The 22,674-nt window shown below is 68.3% G+C and carries 23 protein-coding genes; 14 read left to right on the top strand and 9 right to left on the bottom strand.

What is annotated here, in order from left to right:
• Positions 1-17 precede the first annotated feature (17 nt).
• From pyrE to ACZ3HL_RS14270, 3 genes are all read left to right on the top strand, one after another.
• Positions 18-581, top strand: a complete 564-nt coding sequence (pyrE, locus tag ACZ3HL_RS14280; protein ID WP_016338130.1) for an orotate phosphoribosyltransferase — start codon at positions 18-20, stop codon at positions 579-581.
• Between the two features lie 118 nt (positions 582-699).
• Positions 700-1,092: a DUF2784 domain-containing protein gene (locus tag ACZ3HL_RS14275; RefSeq protein WP_016338129.1), complete on the top strand. Its 393-nt coding sequence runs from the start codon at positions 700-702 to the stop codon at positions 1,090-1,092.
• A gap of 14 nt (positions 1,093-1,106) precedes the next feature.
• Complete coding sequence (locus ACZ3HL_RS14270) at positions 1,107-1,760, top strand: TrmH family RNA methyltransferase (protein WP_465421537.1); 654 nt, start codon at positions 1,107-1,109, stop codon at positions 1,758-1,760.
• A 69-nt stretch (positions 1,761-1,829) separates the two neighbouring features.
• Here ACZ3HL_RS14270 and ACZ3HL_RS14265 read toward each other — a convergent pair whose 3' ends face one another.
• Positions 1,830-3,965 carry a molybdopterin-dependent oxidoreductase gene (locus ACZ3HL_RS14265; protein WP_465531249.1) on the bottom strand — a complete coding sequence of 712 codons (2,136 nt, stop codon included), beginning with the start codon at positions 3,963-3,965 and terminating at the stop codon, positions 1,830-1,832.
• Between the two features lie 73 nt (positions 3,966-4,038).
• Between ACZ3HL_RS14265 and ACZ3HL_RS14260 the strand changes: the two genes are divergently transcribed.
• Positions 4,039-5,055 (top strand): glycoside hydrolase family 76 protein, encoded by a 1,017-nt coding sequence (locus ACZ3HL_RS14260; protein ID WP_465531247.1) that lies wholly within the window; start codon positions 4,039-4,041, stop codon positions 5,053-5,055.
• A gap of 460 nt (positions 5,056-5,515) precedes the next feature.
• On the opposite strand, the gene ACZ3HL_RS14255 is transcribed toward ACZ3HL_RS14260, so the two are convergent.
• The 3 genes from ACZ3HL_RS14255 to ACZ3HL_RS14245 form a co-directional block, all read right to left on the bottom strand.
• Positions 5,516-6,049, bottom strand: a complete 534-nt coding sequence (locus tag ACZ3HL_RS14255; protein ID WP_126736105.1) for a GNAT family N-acetyltransferase — start codon at positions 6,047-6,049, stop codon at positions 5,516-5,518.
• A gap of 47 nt (positions 6,050-6,096) precedes the next feature.
• A complete protein-coding gene (locus tag ACZ3HL_RS14250; protein ID WP_034312391.1) occupies positions 6,097-6,966 on the bottom strand; it encodes a LacI family DNA-binding transcriptional regulator in 870 nt (289 codons plus the stop codon).
• Positions 6,967-7,054: 88 nt separating this feature from the next.
• Entirely contained in the window at positions 7,055-8,089 is a 1,035-nt protein-coding gene (locus ACZ3HL_RS14245; RefSeq protein ID WP_126736104.1) for a LacI family DNA-binding transcriptional regulator, read from the bottom strand.
• Positions 8,090-8,201: 112 nt separating this feature from the next.
• Between ACZ3HL_RS14245 and ACZ3HL_RS14240 the strand changes: the two genes are divergently transcribed.
• The 7 genes from ACZ3HL_RS14240 (at position 8,202) to ACZ3HL_RS14210 (ending at position 13,878) form a co-directional block, all read left to right on the top strand.
• On the top strand, positions 8,202-9,218 hold the full coding sequence (locus ACZ3HL_RS14240; protein WP_465421545.1) for a substrate-binding domain-containing protein: 1,017 nt from the start codon (positions 8,202-8,204) through the stop codon (positions 9,216-9,218).
• A complete protein-coding gene (locus ACZ3HL_RS14235; RefSeq protein ID WP_257483402.1) occupies positions 9,215-10,204 on the top strand; it encodes an ABC transporter permease in 990 nt (329 codons plus the stop codon). Before ACZ3HL_RS14240 ends, ACZ3HL_RS14235 begins: the two co-directional genes overlap by 4 nt.
• On the top strand, positions 10,201-11,007 hold the full coding sequence (locus tag ACZ3HL_RS14230; protein WP_465421548.1) for an ATP-binding cassette domain-containing protein: 807 nt from the start codon (positions 10,201-10,203) through the stop codon (positions 11,005-11,007). Before ACZ3HL_RS14235 ends, ACZ3HL_RS14230 begins: the two co-directional genes overlap by 4 nt.
• Positions 11,008-11,012: 5 nt before the next feature.
• Positions 11,013-11,882: a PfkB family carbohydrate kinase gene (locus tag ACZ3HL_RS14225; RefSeq protein WP_465531617.1), complete on the top strand. Its 870-nt coding sequence runs from the start codon at positions 11,013-11,015 to the stop codon at positions 11,880-11,882.
• Positions 11,879-12,526, top strand: coding sequence for a nucleoside/nucleotide kinase family protein (locus ACZ3HL_RS14220; RefSeq protein WP_465531245.1), 648 nt, complete (start codon positions 11,879-11,881; stop codon positions 12,524-12,526). Before ACZ3HL_RS14225 ends, ACZ3HL_RS14220 begins: the two co-directional genes overlap by 4 nt.
• 7 nt (positions 12,527-12,533) lie before the next feature.
• Positions 12,534-13,280: an SDR family oxidoreductase gene (locus ACZ3HL_RS14215; protein WP_465531243.1), complete on the top strand. Its 747-nt coding sequence runs from the start codon at positions 12,534-12,536 to the stop codon at positions 13,278-13,280.
• A gap of 184 nt (positions 13,281-13,464) precedes the next feature.
• The gene (locus ACZ3HL_RS14210; protein ID WP_034312409.1) at positions 13,465-13,878 is read left to right on the top strand and encodes a VOC family protein; all 414 of its coding nucleotides are present in this window, start codon (positions 13,465-13,467) and stop codon (positions 13,876-13,878) included.
• Here ACZ3HL_RS14210 and ACZ3HL_RS14205 read toward each other — a convergent pair.
• The 3 genes from ACZ3HL_RS14205 to ACZ3HL_RS14195 form a co-directional block, all read right to left on the bottom strand.
• Positions 13,875-14,543 carry a DedA family protein gene (locus ACZ3HL_RS14205; RefSeq protein ID WP_465421554.1) on the bottom strand — a complete coding sequence of 223 codons (669 nt, stop codon included), beginning with the start codon at positions 14,541-14,543 and terminating at the stop codon, positions 13,875-13,877. The genes ACZ3HL_RS14210 and ACZ3HL_RS14205 overlap by 4 nt on opposite strands.
• A gap of 340 nt (positions 14,544-14,883) precedes the next feature.
• Positions 14,884-17,145 (bottom strand): MFS transporter, encoded by a 2,262-nt coding sequence (locus ACZ3HL_RS14200; RefSeq protein WP_465531241.1) that lies wholly within the window; start codon positions 17,143-17,145, stop codon positions 14,884-14,886.
• Positions 17,146-17,149: 4 nt separating this feature from the next.
• Positions 17,150-17,668, bottom strand: a complete 519-nt coding sequence (locus tag ACZ3HL_RS14195) for a MarR family winged helix-turn-helix transcriptional regulator (protein ID WP_219147159.1) — start codon at positions 17,666-17,668, stop codon at positions 17,150-17,152.
• Positions 17,669-17,860: 192 nt separating this feature from the next.
• On the opposite strand from ACZ3HL_RS14195, the gene ACZ3HL_RS14190 reads away from it, so the two are divergent.
• Positions 17,861-18,283 (top strand): PPOX class F420-dependent oxidoreductase, encoded by a 423-nt coding sequence (locus tag ACZ3HL_RS14190; RefSeq protein WP_465531239.1) that lies wholly within the window; start codon positions 17,861-17,863, stop codon positions 18,281-18,283.
• A gap of 78 nt (positions 18,284-18,361) precedes the next feature.
• Here ACZ3HL_RS14190 and ACZ3HL_RS14185 read toward each other — a convergent pair whose 3' ends face one another.
• Positions 18,362-18,889, bottom strand: coding sequence for a TetR/AcrR family transcriptional regulator (locus ACZ3HL_RS14185; RefSeq protein WP_465531237.1), 528 nt, complete (start codon positions 18,887-18,889; stop codon positions 18,362-18,364).
• 88 nt (positions 18,890-18,977) lie between these two features.
• Here ACZ3HL_RS14185 and ACZ3HL_RS14180 point away from each other — a divergent pair, with 88 nt between their 5' ends.
• Together ACZ3HL_RS14180 and ACZ3HL_RS14175 are read left to right on the top strand one after the other, a co-directional pair.
• Positions 18,978-20,462, top strand: coding sequence for an MFS transporter (locus tag ACZ3HL_RS14180; protein WP_465531235.1), 1,485 nt, complete (start codon positions 18,978-18,980; stop codon positions 20,460-20,462).
• Positions 20,463-20,481: 19 nt separating this feature from the next.
• Positions 20,482-21,870 (top strand): FAD-binding oxidoreductase, encoded by a 1,389-nt coding sequence (locus ACZ3HL_RS14175; RefSeq protein WP_465421565.1) that lies wholly within the window; start codon positions 20,482-20,484, stop codon positions 21,868-21,870.
• Positions 21,871-21,930: 60 nt separating this feature from the next.
• Here ACZ3HL_RS14175 and ACZ3HL_RS14170 read toward each other — a convergent pair whose 3' ends face one another.
• Complete coding sequence (locus tag ACZ3HL_RS14170) at positions 21,931-22,653, bottom strand: DedA family protein (protein ID WP_126736294.1); 723 nt, start codon at positions 22,651-22,653, stop codon at positions 21,931-21,933.
• Positions 22,654-22,674: the final 21 nt, after the last annotated feature.

Raw genomic sequence — 22,674 nt, 5'->3', positions numbered from 1 at the left:
GTGTAAGACTCTCGGCCGTGGCGTACCCCGGTGTTGATCAAGCGGCGAAACTCGAACTGGCGAGACTGGTCGGCGAACTGGCCGTCGTGCACGGCAAGGTGACCTTGTCCTCTGGCAAGGAAGCCGACTACTACATCGACCTCCGGCGGGCGACGCTGCATCACGCGGCCGCTCCGCTCATCGGGAAGCTGCTCCGCCAGCTCACGCACGACTGGGACTACGTCGCCGCCGGCGGCCTGACCCTCGGCGCGGACCCGGTGGCGCTGGCGATGCTGCACTCCGCGGCGACCGACGGCGTCGTGCTCGACGCGTTCGTCGTCCGCAAGGCCGTCAAGGAACACGGCATGCAGCGCCGGATCGAAGGCGTCGAGGTGCTGGGGCAGCGCGTGCTCGCCGTCGAGGACACCTCGACCACCGGTGGCAGCGTGCTCACCGCCGTCGAGGCGCTGCGCGAGGCCGGAGCGAACGTGGTCGGCGTCGCGACCGTCGTCGACCGGGACACCGGAGCGCGCGAGGCCATCGAGAAGGAAGGCCTCGAATACCGTTACATTCTGAACAAGGACGATCTCGGTCTGTCCTGACTAAAGCGTCCCGAACGGGGCATCCTCCGTGCGGACGGAGGATGCCCCGTTTTTTCGTGAGCGTTTCTCAATACGAGAGGGGTAACGTCGCAGGTAGGGGTGTGAAAGGGGGCTTGAGGTGGCGGGTTTCCTGGCGAACGTGACAGTCGCGGTGCATATTTTCGCGCTGTTGTTCATAGGATTCGGTGGTTTCCTGGCGTGGCGGTGGCCGAAGGTGATCTTCGTGCATGTGTTCTTCGCCGCATGGGGTGTCCTCGTCAACGTCTTCCCGTGGCCCTGCCCGCTGACGGCGGCGGAGAACTACTTCCGGCACCAGCAGGGCCTCGGCGACCTGCCCGGCGGCTTCAACGCCTACTACCTCTACGACACGGTGTTCCCGCGCTCGTCGCTGCCGGTCGTCGTCGTGATCGCGATGGCGACGGTGATCATCTCCTACATCGGCGCGTACCAGCGCTGGCGTCACCGCCACCACGACGGGGACGCACCGGCGCACCGCGTCAGCATGGGCTGAGTGACAATCACCGGGTGAGTCTCGAAGAGGTCGGCCCCACCGAGTGGGTGGCGAAGGAAGAGGTCGGCGTCGGTCCGTGGGAAGGCGAGTGGCCTTCGGACGAGCGCTACGACCCCGAGCTCCTGGCCAACGGCGACCGCCGCAACGTCGTCGACCCGTACCGCTACTGGCGGCGCGAGGCCATCGTGTCCGATGTGGACAGCCGTCGGCACCCGTTCCACGTGGCGATCGAGAACTTCCAGCACGACCACAACATCGGCACCGTGGTCCGGACGGCGAACGCCTTCGCCGCCGCCGCGGTGCACATCGTCGGACGACGGCGCTGGAACCGGCGCGGCGCCATGGTGACCGACCGTTACCAGCACCTTCTCCACCACGAGGACGTCAACGGGCTGCTGACCTTCGCCGCGACGGAGGGGCTCGCCGTGGTCGCCGTCGACAACACCCCCGGCTCTCAGCCCGTCGAGACCGCCGAGCTGCCGCGCGAGTGTGTCCTGCTGTTCGGCCAGGAAGGGCCGGGCCTGTCGGCCGAGGCGCAGAAGACGGCGTCACTGGTCGTCTCGATCGCGCAGTTCGGCACGACCCGCTCGATCAACGCCGGTGTCGCCGCCGGGATCGTCATGCACGCCTGGGTCCGGCAGCACGCCGACCTCTCCCAGGCCTGGTGACCCCCGCGTTTCGTCCTCTGGATGCGGTAGTTGCACACGCAAGGACCGCATTCAGAGGACTAAACGCGGCTAGACGGGGGTCACCTCCACCGGGATGCCGTTCAGCACGGCGTTCCCGGACGGGACGTCGAGCAGGGTCTCGTCGGCGACCAGGTTCGAGTTGACCCCGGCATGCGCGGCGGCGACCTTCGTCCGCGTTCCGTCGAGGTCGTGACCCCAGCCGTGCGGCATGCTCACCACACCGGGCCGGACGTCGGCCGTGACCTCCACCGGCGCTTCGAGCTTCCCCGCCCGCGACGTCACCGCCGCGAGCCCGCCGTCGGTCAGCCCGAGGCGGGAGGCGTCGTCCGGGTGAATCTGGACGGTGCACCGGTTCCCGCCGCGCACCAGCGGCGTCAGGTTGTGCATCCACGAGTTGTTCGAGCTCAGGTGCCGCCGTCCGATCAGCAGGAGCCCGCCGTCCGGCGCCTTGTCCAGCTCCGCGCGCAGGCGGGGGACGTCCTTAGTGATCGCTTCCGGCGCCAGCTCGACCTTCCCGCTCGCGGTCGCGAGCGCCTCCGGCAGCCGCGGTTTCAGCGCGCCGAGGTCGATGCCGTGCGGGGCGGCTTCGAGGTCGGCCAGGCTCAGCCCGTACGGTCCACCGCGCAGCATCAGGTCGATCATCCGCGCCGGGCCCGTGCGGCCTTCGGCGAGCGCCAGGTCGACACCGGTGCGCCGCGCCGTTTCGCCCGCGACCATCGTGTCGAATGCGGCGACGTCGACGTCCGGACCCTGGCCGGCGGCGATCCCCGCGAGCCGCAGCAGGGTCACCCACTCCTGCGGCAGCTCGGTTTCCAGCGCCTGTGGTGTCCAGTTCGCGACGTTGCGGACGGCGAGCGCGTACAGCGCGACGTCGTAATGCGGCCGCTCCAGCGGTGACGGCCCGGGCAGGATGACGTCGGCGTGCCGCGTGGTCTCGTTGAGGTACACGTCGAGGGAGACCATGAAGTCCAGCTGCCGCAACGCTTCCGTGAGCCGCGCGGAGTTCGGCGTGCTCAGTGCCGGGTTGCCGCTGATGGTCACCAGCGCCCGCACCTGGCCTTCACCGGGCGTCTCGATCTCGTCCGCGAGGGTGGCGACCGGCAGCTCGCCGAGCACCTCGGGATACCCGCGCACCCGGCTCGTCCAGCGGCCGCTGGTGAACGGCGAAGACCGGCGGGGTCGCCAGAGCGCGGGCAGCGGGAACATCACGCCGCCTTCGCGATCGAGGTTGCCGGTCAGCGTGTTGACGACGTCGACCAGCCAGCTCGCGACGGTGCCGAACGACTGCGTCGTCGTCCCCATCCGGCCGTACACCGCGGCGCGCTCGGCGTCCGCGAGTTCGAGCGCGATGCGGCGGATCTCGGCGGCGTCGATCCCGGTCGCGGGCGCGACCGCCTCCGGCGTGAAGGGCTCGGCGAGTGCTCGGACCTCGTCGACGCCGTTCACGTGCGCACCGGGCCGGACGCGATTCTCCGCGAACAGGACGTTGACCAGCGCGAACAGGAACAACGCGTCGGTGCCCGGCCGGATCGCGTGGTGTTCGTCGGCGAGCTGCGCCGTCCGGGTGCGGCGCGGATCGAGGACGACGATCTTGCCGCCGCGCTGCTGGATCCCGCGCAGCCGCCCGCGGGTGTCCGGGGCGGTCATCAGGCTTCCGTTGGACACCAACGGGTTCGCGCCGAGGATGAGCAGGTGTCCGGTGCGGTCGAGGTCGGCGACGGGAATGGTCTGCGGGTCGCCGAAGAGGTAGCCGGAGGAGAAGTGCTTCGGCATCTGGTCGACCGTGGTCGCGGTGTAGAAGTTCCTGGTACCCAAGGCTTTGAAGAACACGCGGCCGTAGAGCACCAGTGCCGCGTTGTGCACCGTCGGGTTGCCGGAGTAGACGGCGACGGCGTTCTTGCCGTGCTCGTCGATGATCGGCCGGAGCCGCCGGTCGATCTCGGCGAACGCCTCGTCCCAGGTGACCTCGACGAACTCGCCGCCGCGTTTCACCAGCGGCGCGGTCAGCCTGTCCGGGTCGTGGTGCAGCGCGCCGAGTGAAGCGCCCTTCGGGCAGATGTAGCCCTGCGAGAAGACGTCCTCGCGGTCGCCCCGCACGCGGGTGACCAGGCTCGTCTCGTCGATCGTCACCTCCAGCCCACAGGTGGCTTCGCAGAGCGGGCAGGTCACATGCGCCGTGGTCATGAAGCACCTCGCGGGTTCGGGAGTCATCCCAACATACTGAGCGGTATGTCACCGGGCAAGGGATGATGGCGCGATGACTGCTCTCGCCGACCGGGCCGCGATCGCCGAGCGCGCGATCCGCGGCAGGCATCTGCGCCGCGTGTGGGGGCTGCCCGGGACCGTGCTCGGCCGGAGCGGCTGGCCGCCGTCGGCGGGGCAGCGCGTCCATTGGCACTGGAACTACTGGTGGCAGGCGCATCTGCTGGACACCCTCGTCGACGCCCAGCTGCGGGACCCTTCACCGGATCGGCTGAAGCTGATCGACCGGTTCGTGGTCTCCGTGCGGCTGCGCAACTTCGGCAAGTGGATCAACGACTACTACGACGACATCGCCTGGCTCGGCCTCGCGCTGCAACGTGCCGGACATCTCGGGCTGGACGTCCGCGGTGGGCTTGAGGCGATCAGCTCGAGGCTGCGCGAAGGCTGGACCGACGACGCGGGCGGCGGGATCTGGTGGCGCGTCGGCGACGATTTCAAGAACGCGCCCGCGAACGGCCCGGCCGCGATCTTCCACGCCCGCGAAGGCGCCGTCGAACACGCGCGTGGTTTGACCGGCTGGATGACCGAGCGGCTCGTCGACCCGGATTCCGGCCTGGTCTGGGACGGCCTGCGGGTCGGCTCCGGTGAACTGGTCAAGCATATTTTCACGTACTGCCAAGGGGTTTACCTCGGCGCCTGCCTGGAACTGTCCGAACTGGACAGAGTGGAGCGGACGATCCGCGCGGTCGCGGAACACGTCGCGCCGAACGGGGTGATCCGAGGTCAGGAGGGCGGCGACGGCGGCCTGTTCGGCGGGATCCTGGCCCGGTACCTGGCGCTCGCCGCACCGCTGGTGCCGAGCGGGATCGCGCGCGACCTGGTCCTCCGGTCGGCTGACGCCTGCTGGTCCGGTGCCACCGAGACGCCGCACGGGCCGGTCTTCAGCGCCGACTGGGCGACTCCGGCGCCTTCGCTGCCCCTCGCCGCCGACGCTCCCGAACGCGACCTGTCCGTCCAGGTGAGCGCTTGGATGCTGCTCGAAGCCGCGGCCACCCTCGACGCCCGCGTTTAGTCCTCTAAATGCGTCACCAGCCGCCCTGAACGACCCGGTCCTGACCCTGGGCTTGCCCCGCCCGCACGGTCGGGCGCACGTGTCGCGAAAGCCACTTTCGGGACATCAGGCGTCGCGAAAGTGGCTTTCGCGACGTCAGCGGTGGGCGGGAGCGCGACTGGGCGGCCGGTAACTACCGCATTTAGAGGACTGGATGCGGCAGACATCGAGCGCGAATGTCCACAAGGGACACTTCGCGCCGACAGAACGCCCGATTTATGCCTTTATGTGCAGTTTCGCGTGGGGTCGTGAGTGGTAAAGAGGGTTAGAACGATCATTGCCACTCACGACCCCCACGCAAAGCGCTCAAATCGGGCATCGGGTGGGCCCTGGTGTCTCTTGTGGACGGTTCAGGGTCGGTCTCCTCAATACGTGTGCGCCAACGCGCGGTGCTAGACCGCATTTAGAGGACTTAAAGGCGTCACCAGACGTCGCCCGAGCGCCAGTCGCAGGTGATCTCCCCGTCCAGATCCAGGGTGACCCCCACCGGCAGCACATGGATGGACCCGTCGTCTTCCTTCGTCGCCTCGATGCCCGAAGGCGTCATGGCCGACGAAGTACCGCGCCACAGCAGCCAGCCCCGCGACGCGTAGAACTCCAGCGCCTCGTCGGACGCCGAAAGCGCCCCGAGGTCGTACGCCTTCCGCAGGACCCGCTCCAGCGCGTCCATCATCGCGGCGCCGTGCCCGCGCCGCCGGTGGTCCGACCGGACGGCGACCGCCTCGATATAACCCGTGCGGAGGACCCGTCCGTCGTGCACGAGCCGCCGCTGGACCAAGGACGCGTGCCCGATCAGCTCGCCGCTCTCCCAGACGAGCGTGTGCATGCCGCCGAGGGCGTTCTCCCAGTCGTGGTCGCTGAAATCGCCGTCGAAAGCGTCGTCCAGCAGAGCGCGCGCCGCCCTCAGCACGCCTGCTTCGAGGTCGGCGGTGTGCACGGTCCACAGGTCGGTCATTCCGCCATCTTCACCCGGCGGCGGCGTTCTGACCAGCGAGTTGTGATTCAGCAGCCGCACGACTGACGGTGTATGAAGCGCGGTGCGAGCCGTACGGATTCGGGTCGTCGCTCAGGGTCGGTGATCCGGGCCAGCAGGAGTTCGACGGCCTTGCGCCCGATCTCCTCGATCGGCTGCGCCATCGTGGTGACCGCCGGGGTCACCTGCCCCGCCCACTCCATGTCGCCGTAGCCGACGATCGCCAGATCCCGCCCGATCCGGATGCCGAGCCGGTGCGCCTCGTACTGGACGCCGATCATCATCGCCTCGCTCGCCACCACGAGCGCCGTCGGCGACGGCCAGCTGTCGAGCAGCTTCGCCGTCGCGGCGGCGGCTCCGCCCGGGGTCGACTGCCCGCACGCGACCAGCTGCGACGTCCACCGGAGGCCGGAGCGGCCGAGGCCGAGCCGGTAGCCCAGCGCCCGCTCCTCGTAGGTCGTCATGTCCTCTTCGCCCGAGATGAAGCCGATCTTGCGGTGCCGCAGCCCGGCGAGGTGCCGCACGAGCGCGCACACGGCCTGGATGTTCTCGGAGCCGACCTGGTCGACGTCGTTGCGGCCGGCCATCCGGTCGACGAGCACGGTCGGCACGCCCATCCGGACCAGTCCGTTGATCACCGCTTCGTCGCCGGCCGCCGGGACGAGCAGGACACCGTCGACGCGGTCCGCCCGCAGCGCGCGGATGACCGCGGCTTCTTCGGCGACGCTGTCACCGGTGTCGGCGAGGGTGATCTCGCAGCCGTGACGGCGCGCGGCGCGGCGGATGGCGCGGACCAGTTCACCCGAATACGGGTTCGCGTGCATCGCCATGGCCACCCCGAACCGGTGGGTGACAGGGGTGTCCTCCCACAGGGGTAACGCCGGGGACAGTGCGGTCATCGCTCCACGCCTTCATTCGAGCTTGAATGACGGTAACGGCTGACGGAGCGTCACTCGGCGGCGAGACCGGAAAGTCTCCCAACAATCATCAATGTGAGTGAACGAGAGCGCATCCGCAGGACGCGCGATGGCGGAGCGTAGGCGGAATCCGCATCGTCTGGGCCTTGCGTGCCGGATCGTTGATCCTGGCCAGCAGCAGGCGCACCGCCTGTGTGCCTATCTCCTCGATCGGCTGCGCCATCGTGGTCAGCGGCGGATCGACCAGATCGGCCCATTCGACGTCGTCGTAGACCACCACCGGCAGGTCGACGCCCGCCCGCAGCCCGCGGCGCCGCAGCTCGTGCAGCACCCCGACCATCATGGTGTCGTTGGCGACCACCAGCGCCGTCGGCGGCTCCGGCAGCGCGAGCAGCGTGCTCAGCGCGAGCGCCCCACCGGCCTGCGAGGACTGGCCACACGCGACCAGCTCCTCCGACCAGGTCAAACCCGAGCGGCCCAGCCCCAGGCGATAGCCGAGGATCCGCTCCTCGCTGGTGCTCAGCCCGGCCGTGCCGCTGATCATGCCGATCCGCTGATGCCCGAGCGACGCCAGATGCGCGGTCAGCGCGGACGTCGACTGGATGTTCTCCGCACCGACCTGGTCGACGTCGGTGCGGGTGGAGAGCCGGTCGATGAGCACGGTCGGGACGTCGAGCGAGACGAGTTCGCCGATCACCGAGCCGTCGCCCGGCGACGGCGTGATCAGCAGCCCGTCGACCCGGCGCGAACGCAGGGTCCGCACGGTCTCACGTTCGGTGTCGACGGTGTCGTGCGTGTCCGCGAGCAAGACCGTGTACCCGGCCAGCGCGGCTTCTCGCTCGATCGCCTGGATCAGCACCGCGAAGTACGGGTTCGCGATGAGGGAGATCGCGACGCCGATCGAGCGGGTCCCGCCGGTCACCAGCGAGCGGGCGATGGCGTCGCCGGTGTAACCCGTCTGCTCGATCGCGCGCAGCACCGCCAGCTTGGTGTCCTCGGCCACCGCCCTCGTCCCGTTGACCACATGGGAAACGGTGGTGATCGAGACTCCCGCCAGCTCGGCGATGTCGCGTTGGGTGGGACGGGACGAGCGAGACGGCGGCATTACCAATCCTCGGGAGTCAGCTGGCAAGCGTTTGCGCAAACGCTTGCGACTGAGCATAACCCTGTCTACCTTCCGGTCCATCACGGACAGCCTTGAATCGGAGGGCATCCCCATGAGACAGCGCAGTCTCGCCGCGCTCGCCCTGGCCACCGCACTCGCGGTGACCTCGGCCGGGTGCACCGTCGAACGCCACTGGGGTGGCGGATCGAACGCGGGCGGCGGTGGCAAGGCCAAGGTCGGCCTGGTCACGAAGACCGACACCAATCCCTACTTCGTGGAGCTGAGAGCGGCCGCCAAGGCCGCCGCCGAGGCGAACGGCGCGGAGTTCAGCGCGCTCGCCGGCCAGTTCGACGGCGACAACGACGGCCAGGTGCGGGCCATCGAGAACCTCATGCAGCAGGGTGCGAACACCATCCTGATCACGCCGAGTTCCTCGACCGGTGTCCTCGACGCCATCGACCGCGCCCGCAAGGCCGGGGTGCTGGTCATCGCGCTCGACACGGCGACCGAACCGGACACCGCCGTCGACGCCACCTTCGCCACGGACAACTTCGAGGCCGGACGTCAGCAGGGTGCCTACGTCAAGGCCGCGCTGAACGGCAAGCCGCCGAAGCTGTTCATGGTGGACGGCACCGCCGGGTCCACAGTGGACACCCAGCGGCACACCGGGTTCCTCAAGGGCATCGGGCTGACCGACGCGTCGCCGGAGATCAAGGGCAAGACGCCCGCGAACGGCGACCAGAGCCTCGCGCAGCAGGGCGTGGAGAACCTGCTGCAGCGCACCACCGACATCAACGCCGTCTACACGATGAACGAGCCGATGGGCCGCGGCACCTACGCCGCGCTCCAGGCCCGCGGCCTGGTGAACCAGATCGTGATGGGCTCGATCGACGGCGGCTGCGAAGGTGTCAAGAACGTGCGCGACGGCCAGTACGCCGCCACGGTCATGCAGTTCCCCAAGAAGATGGCCGAGCAGGGCGTCCTCGCCGCCGTCGAATACGCCAAGACCGGGAAGAAGCCGAGCGGGTTCGTCAACACCGGTTCCGCGGTGATCACCGACAAGCCGATCCCCGGCGTGGAGAGCCAGGACACCAAGTGGGGCCTCGAGAACTGCTGGGGGACGAAATGACCACTGCGACCCTCAAGAGCAACGAACGGCCGTCGATCGGTGAGTTCTTCCTCCGCGCGCCCGCCGTCGGGCCCGCGCTGGCCCTGCTCGTCGCGATCGTGGTGTTCTCGCTGTCGACGGACACCTTCCTCGACCTCGACAACCTTTCCCTTGTGGTGCAACAGTCCCTGGTGATCGGCACGCTCGCCCTCGGGCAGACGCTGATCATCCTGACCGCGGGCATCGACCTGGCCAACGCGGCCGCGATGGTGCTCGCGACGCTGATCATGGCGAAACTCGTGGTCGGCGGCGTCTCCGGGATCTGGGCCCTGCTGCTGGGAATCGTGGCGACCGTGGTGATCGGGATGGTCACCGGTTCGCTGGTCACCCGGATCAAACTGCCGCCGTTCATCGTCACGCTCGGCCTGCTGACCGTGCTCACCGCGGCCGCGAAACTGTTCGCGAGCGGGCAGGCCGTCCCGGTCGCCGACGAACTGCTCAAATGGCTCGGCACCCGCCGGTACCTGTTCGGCGGCATCCCGATCACCTACGGCATGACGCTCGCTTTGCTGATGTACCTGGGACTTTGGTACGCGCTCACCCGGACGCCCTGGGGCAAGCACGTCTACGCGGTCGGCAACGCGCCGGAATCCGCGCGGCTGTCCGGGATCAAGGTCAACCGCACGATCCTTTCGGTGTACATCGTCGCCGGCGTGATCGTCGGGATCGCCGCCTGGCAGGCGCTCGGCCGCGTGCCGAACGCCGACCCGAACGCCTTCCAGCTCGGCAACCTCGACTCCATCACCGCGGTGGTGCTGGGCGGCGCGAGCCTGTTCGGCGGCCGGGGTTCGGTACTCGGCACGATGATGGGCGCGCTGGTCGTCGCGGTCCTGCGGTCCGGGCTGACCCAGCTCGGGGTGGACGCGCTCTACCAGGACGTCGCCACCGGCGCCCTGCTCATCGGCGCGGTGTGCGTCGACCGGTTCGCGAGGAGGCAGCAGTCATGACGACGCCCACGTTGTCCGCTCAAGGGCTGGTCAAACGCTACGGCCGGGTCACCGCCATCGACGGCGCCGACTTCGAGCTGTTCCCCGGCGAGGTGCTCGCCGTCGTCGGCGACAACGGCGCCGGGAAGTCGAGCCTGATCAAAGCCCTTTCCGGAGCGGTGATCCCGGACGCCGGAGAGATCAAAGTGGACGGTCAGACCGTCCACTTCAGGTCCCCTTTGGACGCTCGGCACTACGGAATCGAGACGGTGTACCAGGATCTCGCCGTCGCGCCCGCGCTCGACATCGCGTCGAACATGTTCCTCGGCCGGGAAAAGCGGCGCACGGATCTCTTCGGGCAGCTGTTCCGGAAGCTGGACACCGGGGCCATGCGGGCCGACGCGCAGCGGATCCTCGACGAACTCGGCATCAACATCAAGTCGATCACGCAACCGGTGGAGACGTTGTCCGGCGGGCAGCGCCAGGGTGTCGCGGTCGCGCGGGCGGCGGCGTTCGGCACCAAGGCGGTGATCATGGACGAGCCCACCGCCGCGCTCGGCGTCGCCGAATCCGGCAAGGTGCTCGACCTGATCAACCGTATCCGCGAACGCGGCCTGCCGGTGGTGCTGATCAGCCACAACATGCCGCACGTGTTCGACATCGCCGACCGCATCCACGTGCACCGCCTCGGCAAGCGCGTCGCGGTGGTCTCGCCGAAGACGCACACCATGAACCAGGTCGTCGGCCTGCTCACGGGTGCGTTGAAGATCGGCGAGAACGGCGAAGTCGAAGAGGTCGCGTCGGCCGTCCACACGGGGCTGTAGTGCGGGTGCTGCTGGCGGGCCTGTGCACCGTCGACCAGGTTCAGCGCGTCGCCGAGATCCCGGCGCCGGGCGAGAAGGTGCGTTCGCTGTCGATGGACGTCGCCGCCGGGGGGCCGGCGACGAACGCGGCGGTGACCGTGGCCGCGCTCGGCGCCGGGCCGACGCTGCTGACGGTCGCCGGTGCGCACCCGCTGGCGGCACTCGCCCGCGCCGATCTCGAGGCGCACGGCGTCGACCTGGTCGACCTCGATCCCGGACGGCCCGATCCGCCCGCGATCAGCGCCATCGTCGTCCGTGACTCCGACGGGGAACGCACCGTCGTCTCGCGCAACGCCCACGCTTCCTCGCGTTTCGTCCTCTCGATGCGGTCCTTGCACGCGCAACTACCGCATTCAGAGGACGAAATGCCTGGGTGTGTGCTCCTGGACGGGCACCATCCGGAAGTGGCGCTGGAGGTCGCGCGCTGGGCGCGGGAGCGGAAAGTGCCGGTGGTGCTCGACGCCGGGAGCTGGAAGCCGGTCTTCCCCGAACTCCTGCCGCTGGTCGACATCGCGGCGTGCTCGTCGCTGTACCGCGGGGACGATCCGCGCGAGCACGGCGTACCCGTGGTGATCACGACCGCCGGGCCCGATCCGGTGCGCTGGTCGACGGCGGACGGATCCGGTGCCGTCGCCGTCCCCGTCACCCGGGCGCGTGACACGCTGGGCGCGGGCGATGTGTGGCACGGGGCTTTCGCGTACGCGGTCGCCCGGGACCGAGGGGACGTCCCGGGCTGGATCGAGTTCGCCAACGAGGTGGCCGCCGAACGGGTGCGGCATGAAGGACCGAGGTCGTGGACGGCCGCGGTCGCGAAGATGGGAGAAGGACTGCCATGACAGCGATGCCTCCGGTGTTCGAGGACCTGTTGCGCAGGGCTCAGACGCTGGCGAAGCCGGGACAGCGCAGCGTGCTCGGCATCGTCGGCGCCCCCGCGTCCGGCAAGACGACACTGGCCTGGGGCCTGGCGAAGGCGCTGGGTACGAGGGCCGCGGTGGTCGGGATGGACGGCTTCCACCTGGCGCAGGTGGAGCTCCAGCGGCTCGGGCGGGTGGAGCGCAAGGGCGCCCCGGACACCTTCGACGCCGCCGGGTACGTGCACCTGCTGCGCAGGCTCGCCGAAGGCCGCGAGACGGTCTACGCGCCCGAATTCCGCCGGGAGATCGAGGAGCCGATCGCCGGTGCCGTCGCGGTCACGCCGGACGTCCCGCTGGTCATCACCGAGGGCAACTACCTGCTCATGCAGGACGACCTGTGGAGTGGCGTGAAGCCGATCCTCGCCGAGTCGTGGTTCCTCGCGCCGGACGAACCCGAGCGCATCGAGCGGCTCGTCTCGCGGCACCGCCGCTACGGCCGTTCGCTGGTCGAAGCGCGTCGCCGCGCGCTCGGTTCCGACCAGCGCAACGCCGATCTGATCGCGTCCACCAGCAGCCGGGCCGACCTGGTCCTCGAGAACCTCCCGCTGGTCAACTTCGCCATATGATCCGGTCATGACTGGGGTTCTCATCGTCACCGGCGGCAGCAAGGGCATCGGCGCGGCGGTCTGCGAGCTGGCCGCCGCGCGCGGTTACGACGTCGTCGTCAACTACGCGGGTGACGCCGAAGCGGCCGAAGACGTCGCTTCGCGAGTCCGGAAGCACGGCGTCCGGGCGATCACCCGGCGCGGCGATGTCGCGTCCGAAGCCGACGTGGTGGCCCTGTTCGACGCCGCCGTCGAGCTCGGCCCGCTCGCCGGGCTGGTCGCGAACGCGGCCATCACCGGCAACACCCCCGGCCGCTTCGACGAATACGACGTCGACGTCGTCCGTCGTGTCGTCGATGTCAACATCACGGGTGTCTTCCTGTGCGTCCGCGAGGGCATCCGCCGGATGTCCACCCGGTACGGCGGTGACGGCGGCGCGATCGTGACGCTGTCCTCCACCGCCGCGCGGACCGGTTCGCCGGGGGAATGGGTCCACTACGCGGGCACCAAGGCCGCGGTCGAAACGATGACCTACGGCGTGGCGCAAGAAGTGGCGAAAGAATCCGTCCGGGTGAACGCGGTCGCGCCGGGAATGATCCACACCGGACTGCACGCCGCGGCGGGTTTGCCCGACCGTATGGAGCGGATCGCGCCGACCATTCCGATGGGACGGGCGGGCGAGCCCGGCGAAGTCGCGGAAGCCGTGCTGTGGCTGCTTTCCCCGGCCGCGTCGTACACCACCGGGACGGTATTGACCGTCGGTGGAGGACGTTGACACCCAGGGCCACGAGGCGGTCACGAGGCGATATCGGCTCCGCGTGCGGTTCAGCCACTTTTTAACACTGTTTCCCGGCGGATATCACGATTCATGTGGGAAGTCGGCGGATCGCCTCGTGGCCCGAAGCGCCTGTGTCACCCTGGGGACGCCCCCAAGCTCTTGATCAGGACGGTCATCCCCGATGTCCAAGCTCATGTCTGTGCACCACCTGGCACTCACCGTGACCGACGTGGACCGGAGCGTGCCCTGGTACGCCCGAGTGCTCGAACTCGAGGAGTTCACGCGTCGTGAGGACCCCGAAACGGGTCTGCGGAAGGTCGTGCTCAGGTCGCCCAGCGAGGGTTTCGCGGTGGTACTCGTCGAGCACCAGGACACCGAGCGGCCGCGGTTCGACGAACGGCGGACAGGTCTGGACCACGTGGCGTTCAAGGTCTCTTCGCGTTCGGAGCTGGCCGAATGGGAAGCGCGGCTCTCGGAATACGGCGTCGTCTACACGCCGTCGAAGGGCTCTCGGACCTTGGAAGGCTCGTCGGTCATCGTGTTCCGTGACCCCGACGGCATCCAGCTGGAGATCTGGGCGGACCCCGAGGTTTAGGCGGTGCTCTCTTCGGTCTCTTCGGCGGGCCGCCGCATCTCCTGGCGGTAGCGGATCACGCCGTAGGCCGTGCCCACCACGAAGAACGCGACGCTCACCCACAGCGCGACCGTCTTCACCCACGGAAGCTGGTCCAGCAGACCTGCACCGTAGTAACCGAGCAGCACCAGCGTCGGCACCCAGAGCAGCCCGCCGAGCGCGGTCGCGAGCGCGAACCGGCGCGGATCCATCCGCGCGGTCCCGGCGATGAGCGGCGCGAGCGTGCGGATCCACGGGATCCAGCGCGCGGCCACGATGGCGAAGAAACCCTTGCGATCCAGGAAGGACCTGGCGCGGTCCAGGTTGTGCCGGTTCAGCACCTTGCCGCCGCGGCGCGCGATCAGTTTCGTGCCCGTCGACCGGCCGATGTAATACCCCACCTGGTTGCCGAGGATCGCGACGAGCAGCGCGGCGGCCGACAGCAGCCACGCGTTCAGGTCGGAGCCGTGCTGCGCGAGGACGACCCCGGCCGCGAACAGCAGGGAGTCGCCGGGCAGGAAAAGGCCGATGATCAGCGCGCACTCCACGAAGATGAAGCTCAGCACGATCACCCAGACGAGCACCGGCCCGGCGGTGTCGAGCCAGCTCACGCCGATGCCCGCGGCCTCGGTGTACACCTCAGTCACGACGCGAGCCTACGTGTACTTCGCGAACCGCATGCGGCCGAACCGGGGAATCGGGGTGTCCGAAAGGTCCGGTCGTGCGCCTCACCCGCCCGTTCATAGCGTTTGAGTAGCGATTCGGGACCGGCAGATCATGGCTTGGCCACCTCCCGCAGGACGGTTTCGCGTGACTGGATGGACGACACACGTGACTGGCCGGACGACACGCGTGTCCAGATGGACGACTCGCGGCGAAATCCGGGGGCGAGCGTGTCGTCCGGCCAGTCACGCCTTCCCCGAGTGCGGCAAAGGGGGCCTTTCCTCGCGAATTTCGCGAGGAAAGGCCCCTCCATCGCAAGCCGGACTAGTGCTCGACAAGCTCGTCGAGCGCCTGGTCGTAGCTCAACCGGACATCGTGTTCGGCTTGATCACCGCCCAGCAGCTCCACCCGGCTGGTCGCCGGCGGATACCCGCTGGCGATCACCGTGTAGGTCCCGGCGGGCAGGTCGCTGACCGTGTAGTTGCCCTCCGCGTCGGTCCTCGCCACGGCGGCGACGCCACCCGACGAGTCGAGCACGGTGATCCGCGCGTCCGGCACCACCCGGTCACCGTCGGTGCGGGCGACCCCGCTCAACAGGATCGTGCTGACCAGCTCGAAGTCGTGGCGCAGCACCCCGGCCCCGGTGGCGGTCAGCGTCGCCGCGACCGGCCGGAACCAGCGACCGCTGGCGACGAGCGTGTACCGCCCGCCCACGATGCCGGCGAACGAGTAGACGCCGTTCTCGTTCGTATGCGTCCTGGCCACCTGATTGCCGTTGTGGTCGATCAGGGTCAGCGCCGCACCCGCGACGTTCGTGGCGTCGTCCCGGCGGACATGCCCGCTGATCTGGGCGGATCCCGCCCGGTAGGCCCCGTTCCCGTTGGCCAGCGCGTGCTTGCCGGGCTCGACGGGCGCGGTCACGACCGTCTTCTCGGACGCCGTCTCGACAGGTGCGTCGTCCTCTTCGAGGAGTGCTTCGCCGCCTTCGAGGGCCGAAGCCGCCGAAGGAGCCGAGCCGCCGAGAAGCGGGATCTCCTTCATGAACATCAGGACCAGCGTCGCCAGCAGCGCGACCGCGCCCGCCACGTAGAACACCGTGGTGATCGACTCGGTGAAGCCGATCAGCACCGGGGTCTTGATGGCCTCGGGCAGGTTCGCGATACCGCTCGTGTTGGTGGTGAGATCGCCCAGCGCCGCGGCGCCTTCACCGGTCGGCGCGTTGCCGCCGAACGCCTTGGTGATGTTGCCCGGCAGGACGTTGAACAGGATCGTCAGGAACACCGCGACACCCGCGGTACCACCGATCTGCCGGAAGAACGTCGCCGAAGCGGTCGAGACGCCCATGTCGCTGCGCGGGCCCGCGTTCTGCACCGCGATGATCAGCGTCTGCATGCAGGAACCGAGGCCGAGCCCGATGATCGCGGCCGCGACGAGCGGGTGCCACAGCGCGCTGTTGTACTCGACCTGCGCGAAGAAGAACGCGCCACCCGCGATCAGCAGCGTGCCGATCACCGGGAAAACCTTGTAACGTCCGGTTTTGCTGGTGATCTGGCCCGAGATGATGGAGGCGCTCATGATGCCGGCCATCAGCGGGATCATCAGCAGCCCCGACTCGGTCGGCGAGAACTCCTGCACCACCTGCATGTACTGCGGGATCATCATGATCGCGCCGAACATCGCGACACCGACGATGATGCCGCCGATGATCGCGACCGTGAAGGTCGAGTTCTTGAACAGCCGCAACGGGATCAGCGCCGCGTCCTTCATCAGCTTCTCGATGAAGATGAAGGCGACCACGCCGATGGCACCGACGACGTAGCAGATGATCGCGCTCTGCGAGCCCCAGCCCCACTTGTTGCCCTGCTCGGCGACGATCAGGAACGGGACGACGGCGACGACGAGCGCGAGCCCGCCCCACCAGTCGATCTTGTGGTCGTGGCGCTGGTGCGGCACGTTGAGCACGCGGGCGACCACGAACAGCGCGACGATCGCGATCGGCACGTTGATCAGGAACACCCAGCGCCAGCCGGCGATGTCGTAGCCGAAGACGCTGCCGAGCTTGTCGAAGTCGGCGAAGAACCCGCCGAGCACCGGGCCGAGCACGGTGGAGATACCGAACACGGCGAGGAAGTAACCCTGGTAGCGGGCACGTTCCCGCGGCGGCACGATATCGCCCATGATCGTCATCGCCAGCGACATCAGACCGCCGGCGCCGAGGCCCTGGATCGCGCGGAACGCGGCCAGTTCGTACATCGACGTCGCGAACGCCGAGGCGACCGAGCCGACCAGGAAGATCGAGATCGCGGCGATGTAGAACGGCTTGCGCCCGTAGATGTCGGACAGCTTGCCGTAGATCGGCGTGACGATCGTCGAGGTGATCAGGTAGGCCGTGGTGATCCAGGCCTGCAGGTCGAACCCGTTGAGGTCGTTCGCGATCCGGACGATCGAGGTGCCCACGATCGTCTGGTCGAGCGCGGCGAGGAACATGCCCGACATCAGGCCGATCAGGATCGTGACGATCTGACGGTGACTGAGCCGGGGTCCGTCTTCTGAGACGGAGGGTGGACTTTCCACTGCGGAACTCATTGCTTCAGGCCCCCTTGGCCTTCGACGCCGACGCGGGGTCGGCGAACTGCGGAGATGTTTTTTCGATGTCGTCGTTCAGCCGGTGGAACAGCGAGTTGAGGGTCTTCCGGTCGTCGTCGGACCAGTCGCCGAGCACCTCGGCGAGCCACTGGTTCCGCTGCTTGCGGTTCTCCTCGAAGACCCGGAGTCCTTCGGCGGTCGGTGCGAGCAGGCAGGCGCGGCCGTCTTCGGGGTCGGCCAGGCGCTCGACCAGGCCGTGCTGGACGAGCGAGCTCGACTGCCTGCTGATGGTCGAGATCTCGGAGTGCAGGAACTCGGCGAGTTTGCTGGTCCGCTGGGGGCCGACGTGGATGAGGCAGAAAAGGATCGCGTACGCGGCCCGCTCGATGCCGTCCGGCCCCTGCTTGGACACCTGGGACTTCGCCCGGTTGACCAGGCGCACGAGCCGCACGAGCTCGTGCCCGAGGGTGTCGGCCAGATCGAGGTCGGCCTTCGACCTGGTGCCGGGTGTCGTGGGTGTCATGGTGGTCTCTCTCGCCGGTTGCTTGGTCACTGCAACTAGTTGCCTAGAGCAAGGATGTGCCTCTCAAGGATGCTTCGCAAGGAGAAAGTGACGTTGTGTGTCGGATGACACTTTAGTTGCCGCATGCAAGCACATTTATTCGTGCATGTTTGTCCGGTTCGCCCTGAGCTGCACTTTTGCTTTGATGGAGGCATGACCGACTCCGCGCTCTACTCGATCCTCGCCGCCCGCGACTTCGGCACCCTCGCCACCATCAAGCGGGACGGCAGGCCGCAGCTGTCGACCGTCAACTACCTCTACGACGCGGACGCCGGGGCGATCCTGATCTCGATCACCGCGCCGCGCGCCAAGACCAAGAACCTCCAGCGCGACCCGCGGGCGACGTTCCACGTGTCGACCGAGAGCGGTGACGGCTACGTCGTCGTGGAAGGTCCGGCGGTGCTCACGCCGACCGCCGCTTCGCGCGACGACGAGACCGTCGACGCGCTGGTGGATCACTACCGGCGGGCCCGGGGGGAGCATCCGGACTGGGACGAGTTCCGCGACGCCATGGTCGCCGACCAGCGCGTTCTGCTGACCATCCCGATCGAGCGCGTCTACGGGATCCAGATGTAGATCTCCCGCGTTTCGTCCTCTGGATGCGGTAGTTGCACGCGCAAGGACCGCATTCAGAGGACGAAACGCATGAGGGGGTCAGCGCTGGAGGCGGGCCTTGATCTCGTCGATCCGGTCGAGCAGGGGGCTCGCGTCGCCCCGGCCGAGCGCCGCCCGGAGGTAGAGGCCGTCGCCCACCAGGATGATCAGTTCGGCGGCCAAAGTGTCGTCGACGTGTTCGCTGATCAGGTCCTGGAGCTTCTGGTTGTAAACCTGGACGACCTCGGCGACCCGTGGTTCGCTGAGCATGATCCGGATCGTCGCCATGGTCGTGCGGTGCAGTGCCTTGCGCTCGGTGACGTCGGTGATCGCCGTCCGCAGGTACCAGGAAACGACGCCTTCTGGCGCGTTCCGCGCCTCTTCGAGATCCGCTTCCGACAACGTGGCGAGACGCTCCATCAGGCCGTCTACCAGGGCTTCCTTGGAGCCGAAGTGGTAGAGCAGGCCGCCCTTCGAGACTCCGGCGTGCGCGGCGACGGCGTCGAGGGTGACCCCGCCGGGACCCTGCTCGATGAGGATCTCCTCGTACGAGTCGAGGATGCGTTCCTTCGCGGTGGGCTTCGCCATATCAGTTGACTATACCGTCTGGACGGTTTACCTTCGCATCAGGCGGTAACTGTACCGTCCAGACGGTTTAGCTAAAGGAGAGTGCGCCATGGCGGGGCGCAAGCAGTGGTGGGCGTTGGCGGTACTGGTGCTTCCGGTGCTGCTGATCAGCGTGGACATGACGGTGCTCGGGTTCGCGCTGCCGTTCCTGTCCGAGGATCTGGCGCCCACCGGTGCGGAGCAGTTGTGGATCGTCGACATCTACTCGTTCATGCTGGCGGGCCTGCTGGTCCTGATGGGCACGCTCGGTGACCGCATCGGCCGTCGCAAGCTGCTGCTCATGGGCGCCGCGGCGTTCGGTGCCGCGTCGGTGCTCGCGGCCTTCTCGACCAGCGCGTTCATGCTGATCATCGCCAGGGCGCTGCTCGGCGTGGGTGGCGCGACGCTGATGCCGTCGACGCTGTCGCTGATCCGCAGCATCTTCGTCGACCCCAAGCAGCGCCGGACCGCGATCGCGGTGTGGAGCGCCGGGTTCTCCGGCGGGATGGCGCTCGGGCCGGTGCTCGGCGGGTGGCTGCTGGAGCACTTCTGGTGGGGTTCGGTGTTCCTCATCAACGTGCCGGTGATGCTGGTGCTGCTGATCATCGGACCGTTCGTGCTGCCGGAGGCGCGTGACCCGAAGCCGGGCCGCTTCGATCCGCTGTCGGCGCTGCTGTCGCTGGCCGCGATGTTGCCGGTGGTCTACGGCATCAAGCTGGTCGCCGAACACGGCTTCACCTGGAAGGCCGCGGTCAGCGTCCTGATCGGGCTCGCGCTCGGCGTCGTGTTCGTCCGCAGGCAGAACAGCCTCGACGAGCCGATGCTCGACCTGAAGCTGTTCTCGAACCGGGCCTTCAGCGGCTCCGTCGTGACGAACATGCTCGGCGTGTTCGCCATGGTCGGCCTGCTGTTCCTGGTGCCGCAGTACCTGCAGCTGGTGCTCGGGCTGACTCCGGTCGTCGCCGCGCTGTGGATGCTCCCGGCGACGGCCGCCGGGATCGCCGGCGCGCTCATCGCGGCCTGGCTCGCGAAGCGGATCCGGGTCTCGGTGCTGGTCAGCGGTGGTCTCCTGGTCGCGGCGGTCGGTTTCCTCGCGCTGACGCAGGTGTCGTCCGGCGGCGGGCTCGCGTACGTCGTGGTGTCGTTCACGCTGCTCGGCGGCGGTGTCGCCCTGTCGGAGACGCTGACGAACGACCTGGTCATCTCGGCCGCCCCGGCCGAACGCGCGGGGGCCGCTTCGGCGATCTCCGAGACCGGGTTCGAGCTGGGTGGCGCGCTCGGCACGGCCATCCTCGGCAGTGTCGCGACCGCGGTCTACCGGTCCGGCCTGCCGGAGGGAACGGCCGAGTCCGCCAGGGACACGCTCGGTGGCGCGGTCGCGACGGCGCAGCAGCTCGACCCTGTGGCTGGGCAGGCGCTCCTGGAATCGGCTCGCGAGGCCTTCACTCAGGGGATGCACGTCACCGCATGGGCGGGCGTGGCCGTGCTCGTCTATACAGGTGTTCAGGCCTTCGTTCTGCTAGATCGGAAAAAAAATTCCGCAGTGCGGAGCTGATCCGGCCTACGATGAGGGCATGAACAACCATGCCCTGGTCACCCGCCTCCGCGAGCATCTCGGCGACGCCGCGGTGCTCACCGACACCGACGTCACGGACGCCTATTCGCGCGACATGATGCCGCTGGCCGACAGCGGCAAACCCCTCGCGGTGGTGCTTCCGTCCGATGTGGAGGGTGTGCAGGCCGTGGTCAAGGCCTGTGCGGAGTTCGAGGTGCCGATCGTGCCCCGCGGCGCCGGCAGTGGTCTGTCCGGCGCCGCGAACGCGATCGACGGCTGTGTCGTGCTGGTGCTGACGAAACTCGACCAGATCGTCGAAATCGACGAAGGCAACCGGCTCGCCGTCGTGCAGCCCGGCGTGGTGAACCTCGATTTCCGCAACGCGGTGGAAAAGCACGGCCTGTTCTATCCGCCGGATCCGTCCAGCTACGACTGGTGCACCATCGGCGGGAACCTGTCCACCAACGCGGGCGGACTGTGTTGCGTGAAGTACGGCGTCACCACGGATTCCGTGCTGGGGCTGGAAGTCGTGCTCGCCGACGGCTCGGTGCTGAAGACCGGGCGCCGCACGGTGAAGGGCGTCGCGGGGTACGACCTCGCGCGGCTCTTCGTCGGCAGTGAGGGCACGCTCGGCGTGATCACGCAGGCGACCGTCGCGCTGAAACCGTTGCCACAGCTGCCCGCCACGCTCGTCGCCGCCTTCAACAGCACCGAAGCGGCGGGCGAGGCCGTCGCCCGGGTCGTGCGTGAAGGCCTGGTGCCGTCGCTCATGGAGATCATGGACGCGACGTCCATCAAGGCGGCCGAGGCCTACCTCAAGACCGATCTCGGCACGAGCTCGGACTGCAAGGCCTTGCTGCTCGCGCAATCCGACTCCGGCGGCGAGGTCGCGCGGCGGGAACTCGCCGCGCTCGAACAGATCTGTGTCGACTGCGGCGCGGATCTGGCGTACGCCACCGAGGATCTCGAAGAGGGCAAGATGCTGCTGCAGGCGCGGCGGGTCGTGCTCACCGCGCTGGAGATGTACGGCGTCTGGCTGACCGACGACGTCTGCGTGCCGCGCACGCGCATCGCCGAACTGATCGCCGGCTGCGAGCGGATCAGCGAGGAGGTCGGCCTGCGGATCGCCGTCGTCGGCCACGCCGGTGACGGCAACATGCACCCGACGATCGTCTACGCGCCCGATTCCGAGGAGGAGTTCGCCCGCGCGCGGATCGCCTTCGACGCGATCCTCGACGTGGCCCTGTCGCTGGGCGGGACGGTCACCGGCGAGCACGGTATCGGCCGGATCAAACGCGAGTGGCTCGCCAAGGAGATCGGCGAGGTCGGCATCCAGGTGCACCGGCAGATCAAGCGGGCACTGGACCCGGGGAACCTCTTCAACCCGGGCTCGATGTTCTCCCTCTGACCTCGTGAGTGGTAAGGACGGTTAGAACCGTCCTTACCACTCACGAGGCGCGAGGAAGGGTCAGTCGCGGACGCGCGGGATCTGCTGCGTGACGTCTTCGGCGGTGTCGGCGACGAGACCGGTCGCGGTGTTCGCGTGCTTCTTCTCGCGCCGCGACTTCAGGTACTCGATCACGATCGGCACCACCGAGACCAGCACGATCAGGATGAAGATCGCGTCCACGTTGTCGCGGATGAACGCGACGCCGCCGAGCAGGTGGCCGAGCGCGGTGATCCCGGCGGCCCACAGGATGCCGCCGATGACGGTGTAGACGAAGTACTTCTTCGGGTCCATCTTGCCGATACCGGCGATCCAGGTGATGAACGTCCGCACGAACGGCACGAACCGCGCCAGGACGACCGCCTTCGGCCCGTGCTTCTCCAGGAAGGCGTGGGTCTGGTCCACGTACTTCTGGTTGAAGAACTTCGAGTCCGGCTTGCGGAACAGCCAGGGCCCGATCTTCCAGCCGAGACCGTAGCCGACCGCGTTGCCGATCAGCGCGGCGACGGTGACCAGGACGCACACCAGCCACAGCGGCGCCTCGATCGAGCCGTTCGCGATGAACAGGCCCGCGGTGAACAGGAGTGAGTCACCGGGCAGCACCGGGAAGATGCTGCTCTCGATGAAGATGATCAAGCAGAGGATGGTGACGACCGGAACGGTCAGTCCGCTGAGCAGGTGCTGCGGGTCCAGCCACTCCGGCAGGAGGCCCATCGTCGTCACGGTGTTCTGCGCCAGGATCACACCAAAACGGTACAGGGTGAC

The sequence above is a fragment of the Amycolatopsis sp. NPDC000009 genome, assembly GCF_055563465.1.
This window is presented reverse-complemented; position numbering and strand designations above follow the sequence as displayed.

Excerpts from the sequence above, each read along its gene's own strand:
- ACZ3HL_RS14260 (WP_465531247.1), top strand. The coding sequence starts at position 4,039 with ATGACTGCTCTCGCCGACCGGGCCGCGATCGCCGAGCGCGCGATCCGC.
- ACZ3HL_RS14200 (WP_465531241.1), bottom strand. The coding sequence starts at position 17,145 with ATGAGTTCCGCAGTGGAAAGTCCACCCTCCGTCTCAGAAGACGGACCC.
- ACZ3HL_RS14185 (WP_465531237.1), bottom strand. The coding sequence starts at position 18,889 with ATGGCGAAGCCCACCGCGAAGGAACGCATCCTCGACTCGTACGAGGAG.
- ACZ3HL_RS14245 (WP_126736104.1), bottom strand. The coding sequence starts at position 8,089 with ATGCCGCCGTCTCGCTCGTCCCGTCCCACCCAACGCGACATCGCCGAG.
- ACZ3HL_RS14235 (WP_257483402.1), top strand. The coding sequence starts at position 9,215 with ATGACCACTGCGACCCTCAAGAGCAACGAACGGCCGTCGATCGGTGAG.
- ACZ3HL_RS14240 (WP_465421545.1), top strand. The coding sequence starts at position 8,202 with ATGAGACAGCGCAGTCTCGCCGCGCTCGCCCTGGCCACCGCACTCGCG.
- ACZ3HL_RS14190 (WP_465531239.1), top strand. The coding sequence starts at position 17,861 with ATGACCGACTCCGCGCTCTACTCGATCCTCGCCGCCCGCGACTTCGGC.
- ACZ3HL_RS14255 (WP_126736105.1), bottom strand. The coding sequence starts at position 6,049 with ATGACCGACCTGTGGACCGTGCACACCGCCGACCTCGAAGCAGGCGTG.
- ACZ3HL_RS14180 (WP_465531235.1), top strand. The coding sequence starts at position 18,978 with ATGGCGGGGCGCAAGCAGTGGTGGGCGTTGGCGGTACTGGTGCTTCCG.
- ACZ3HL_RS14220 (WP_465531245.1), top strand. The coding sequence starts at position 11,879 with ATGACAGCGATGCCTCCGGTGTTCGAGGACCTGTTGCGCAGGGCTCAG.
- ACZ3HL_RS14250 (WP_034312391.1), bottom strand. The coding sequence starts at position 6,966 with ATGACCGCACTGTCCCCGGCGTTACCCCTGTGGGAGGACACCCCTGTC.
- ACZ3HL_RS14215 (WP_465531243.1), top strand. The coding sequence starts at position 12,534 with ATGACTGGGGTTCTCATCGTCACCGGCGGCAGCAAGGGCATCGGCGCG.
- ACZ3HL_RS14210 (WP_034312409.1), top strand. The coding sequence starts at position 13,465 with ATGTCCAAGCTCATGTCTGTGCACCACCTGGCACTCACCGTGACCGAC.
- ACZ3HL_RS14175 (WP_465421565.1), top strand. The coding sequence starts at position 20,482 with ATGAACAACCATGCCCTGGTCACCCGCCTCCGCGAGCATCTCGGCGAC.
- ACZ3HL_RS14230 (WP_465421548.1), top strand. The coding sequence starts at position 10,201 with ATGACGACGCCCACGTTGTCCGCTCAAGGGCTGGTCAAACGCTACGGC.
- ACZ3HL_RS14265 (WP_465531249.1), bottom strand. The coding sequence starts at position 3,965 with ATGACCACGGCGCATGTGACCTGCCCGCTCTGCGAAGCCACCTGTGGG.
- ACZ3HL_RS14195 (WP_219147159.1), bottom strand. The coding sequence starts at position 17,668 with ATGACACCCACGACACCCGGCACCAGGTCGAAGGCCGACCTCGATCTG.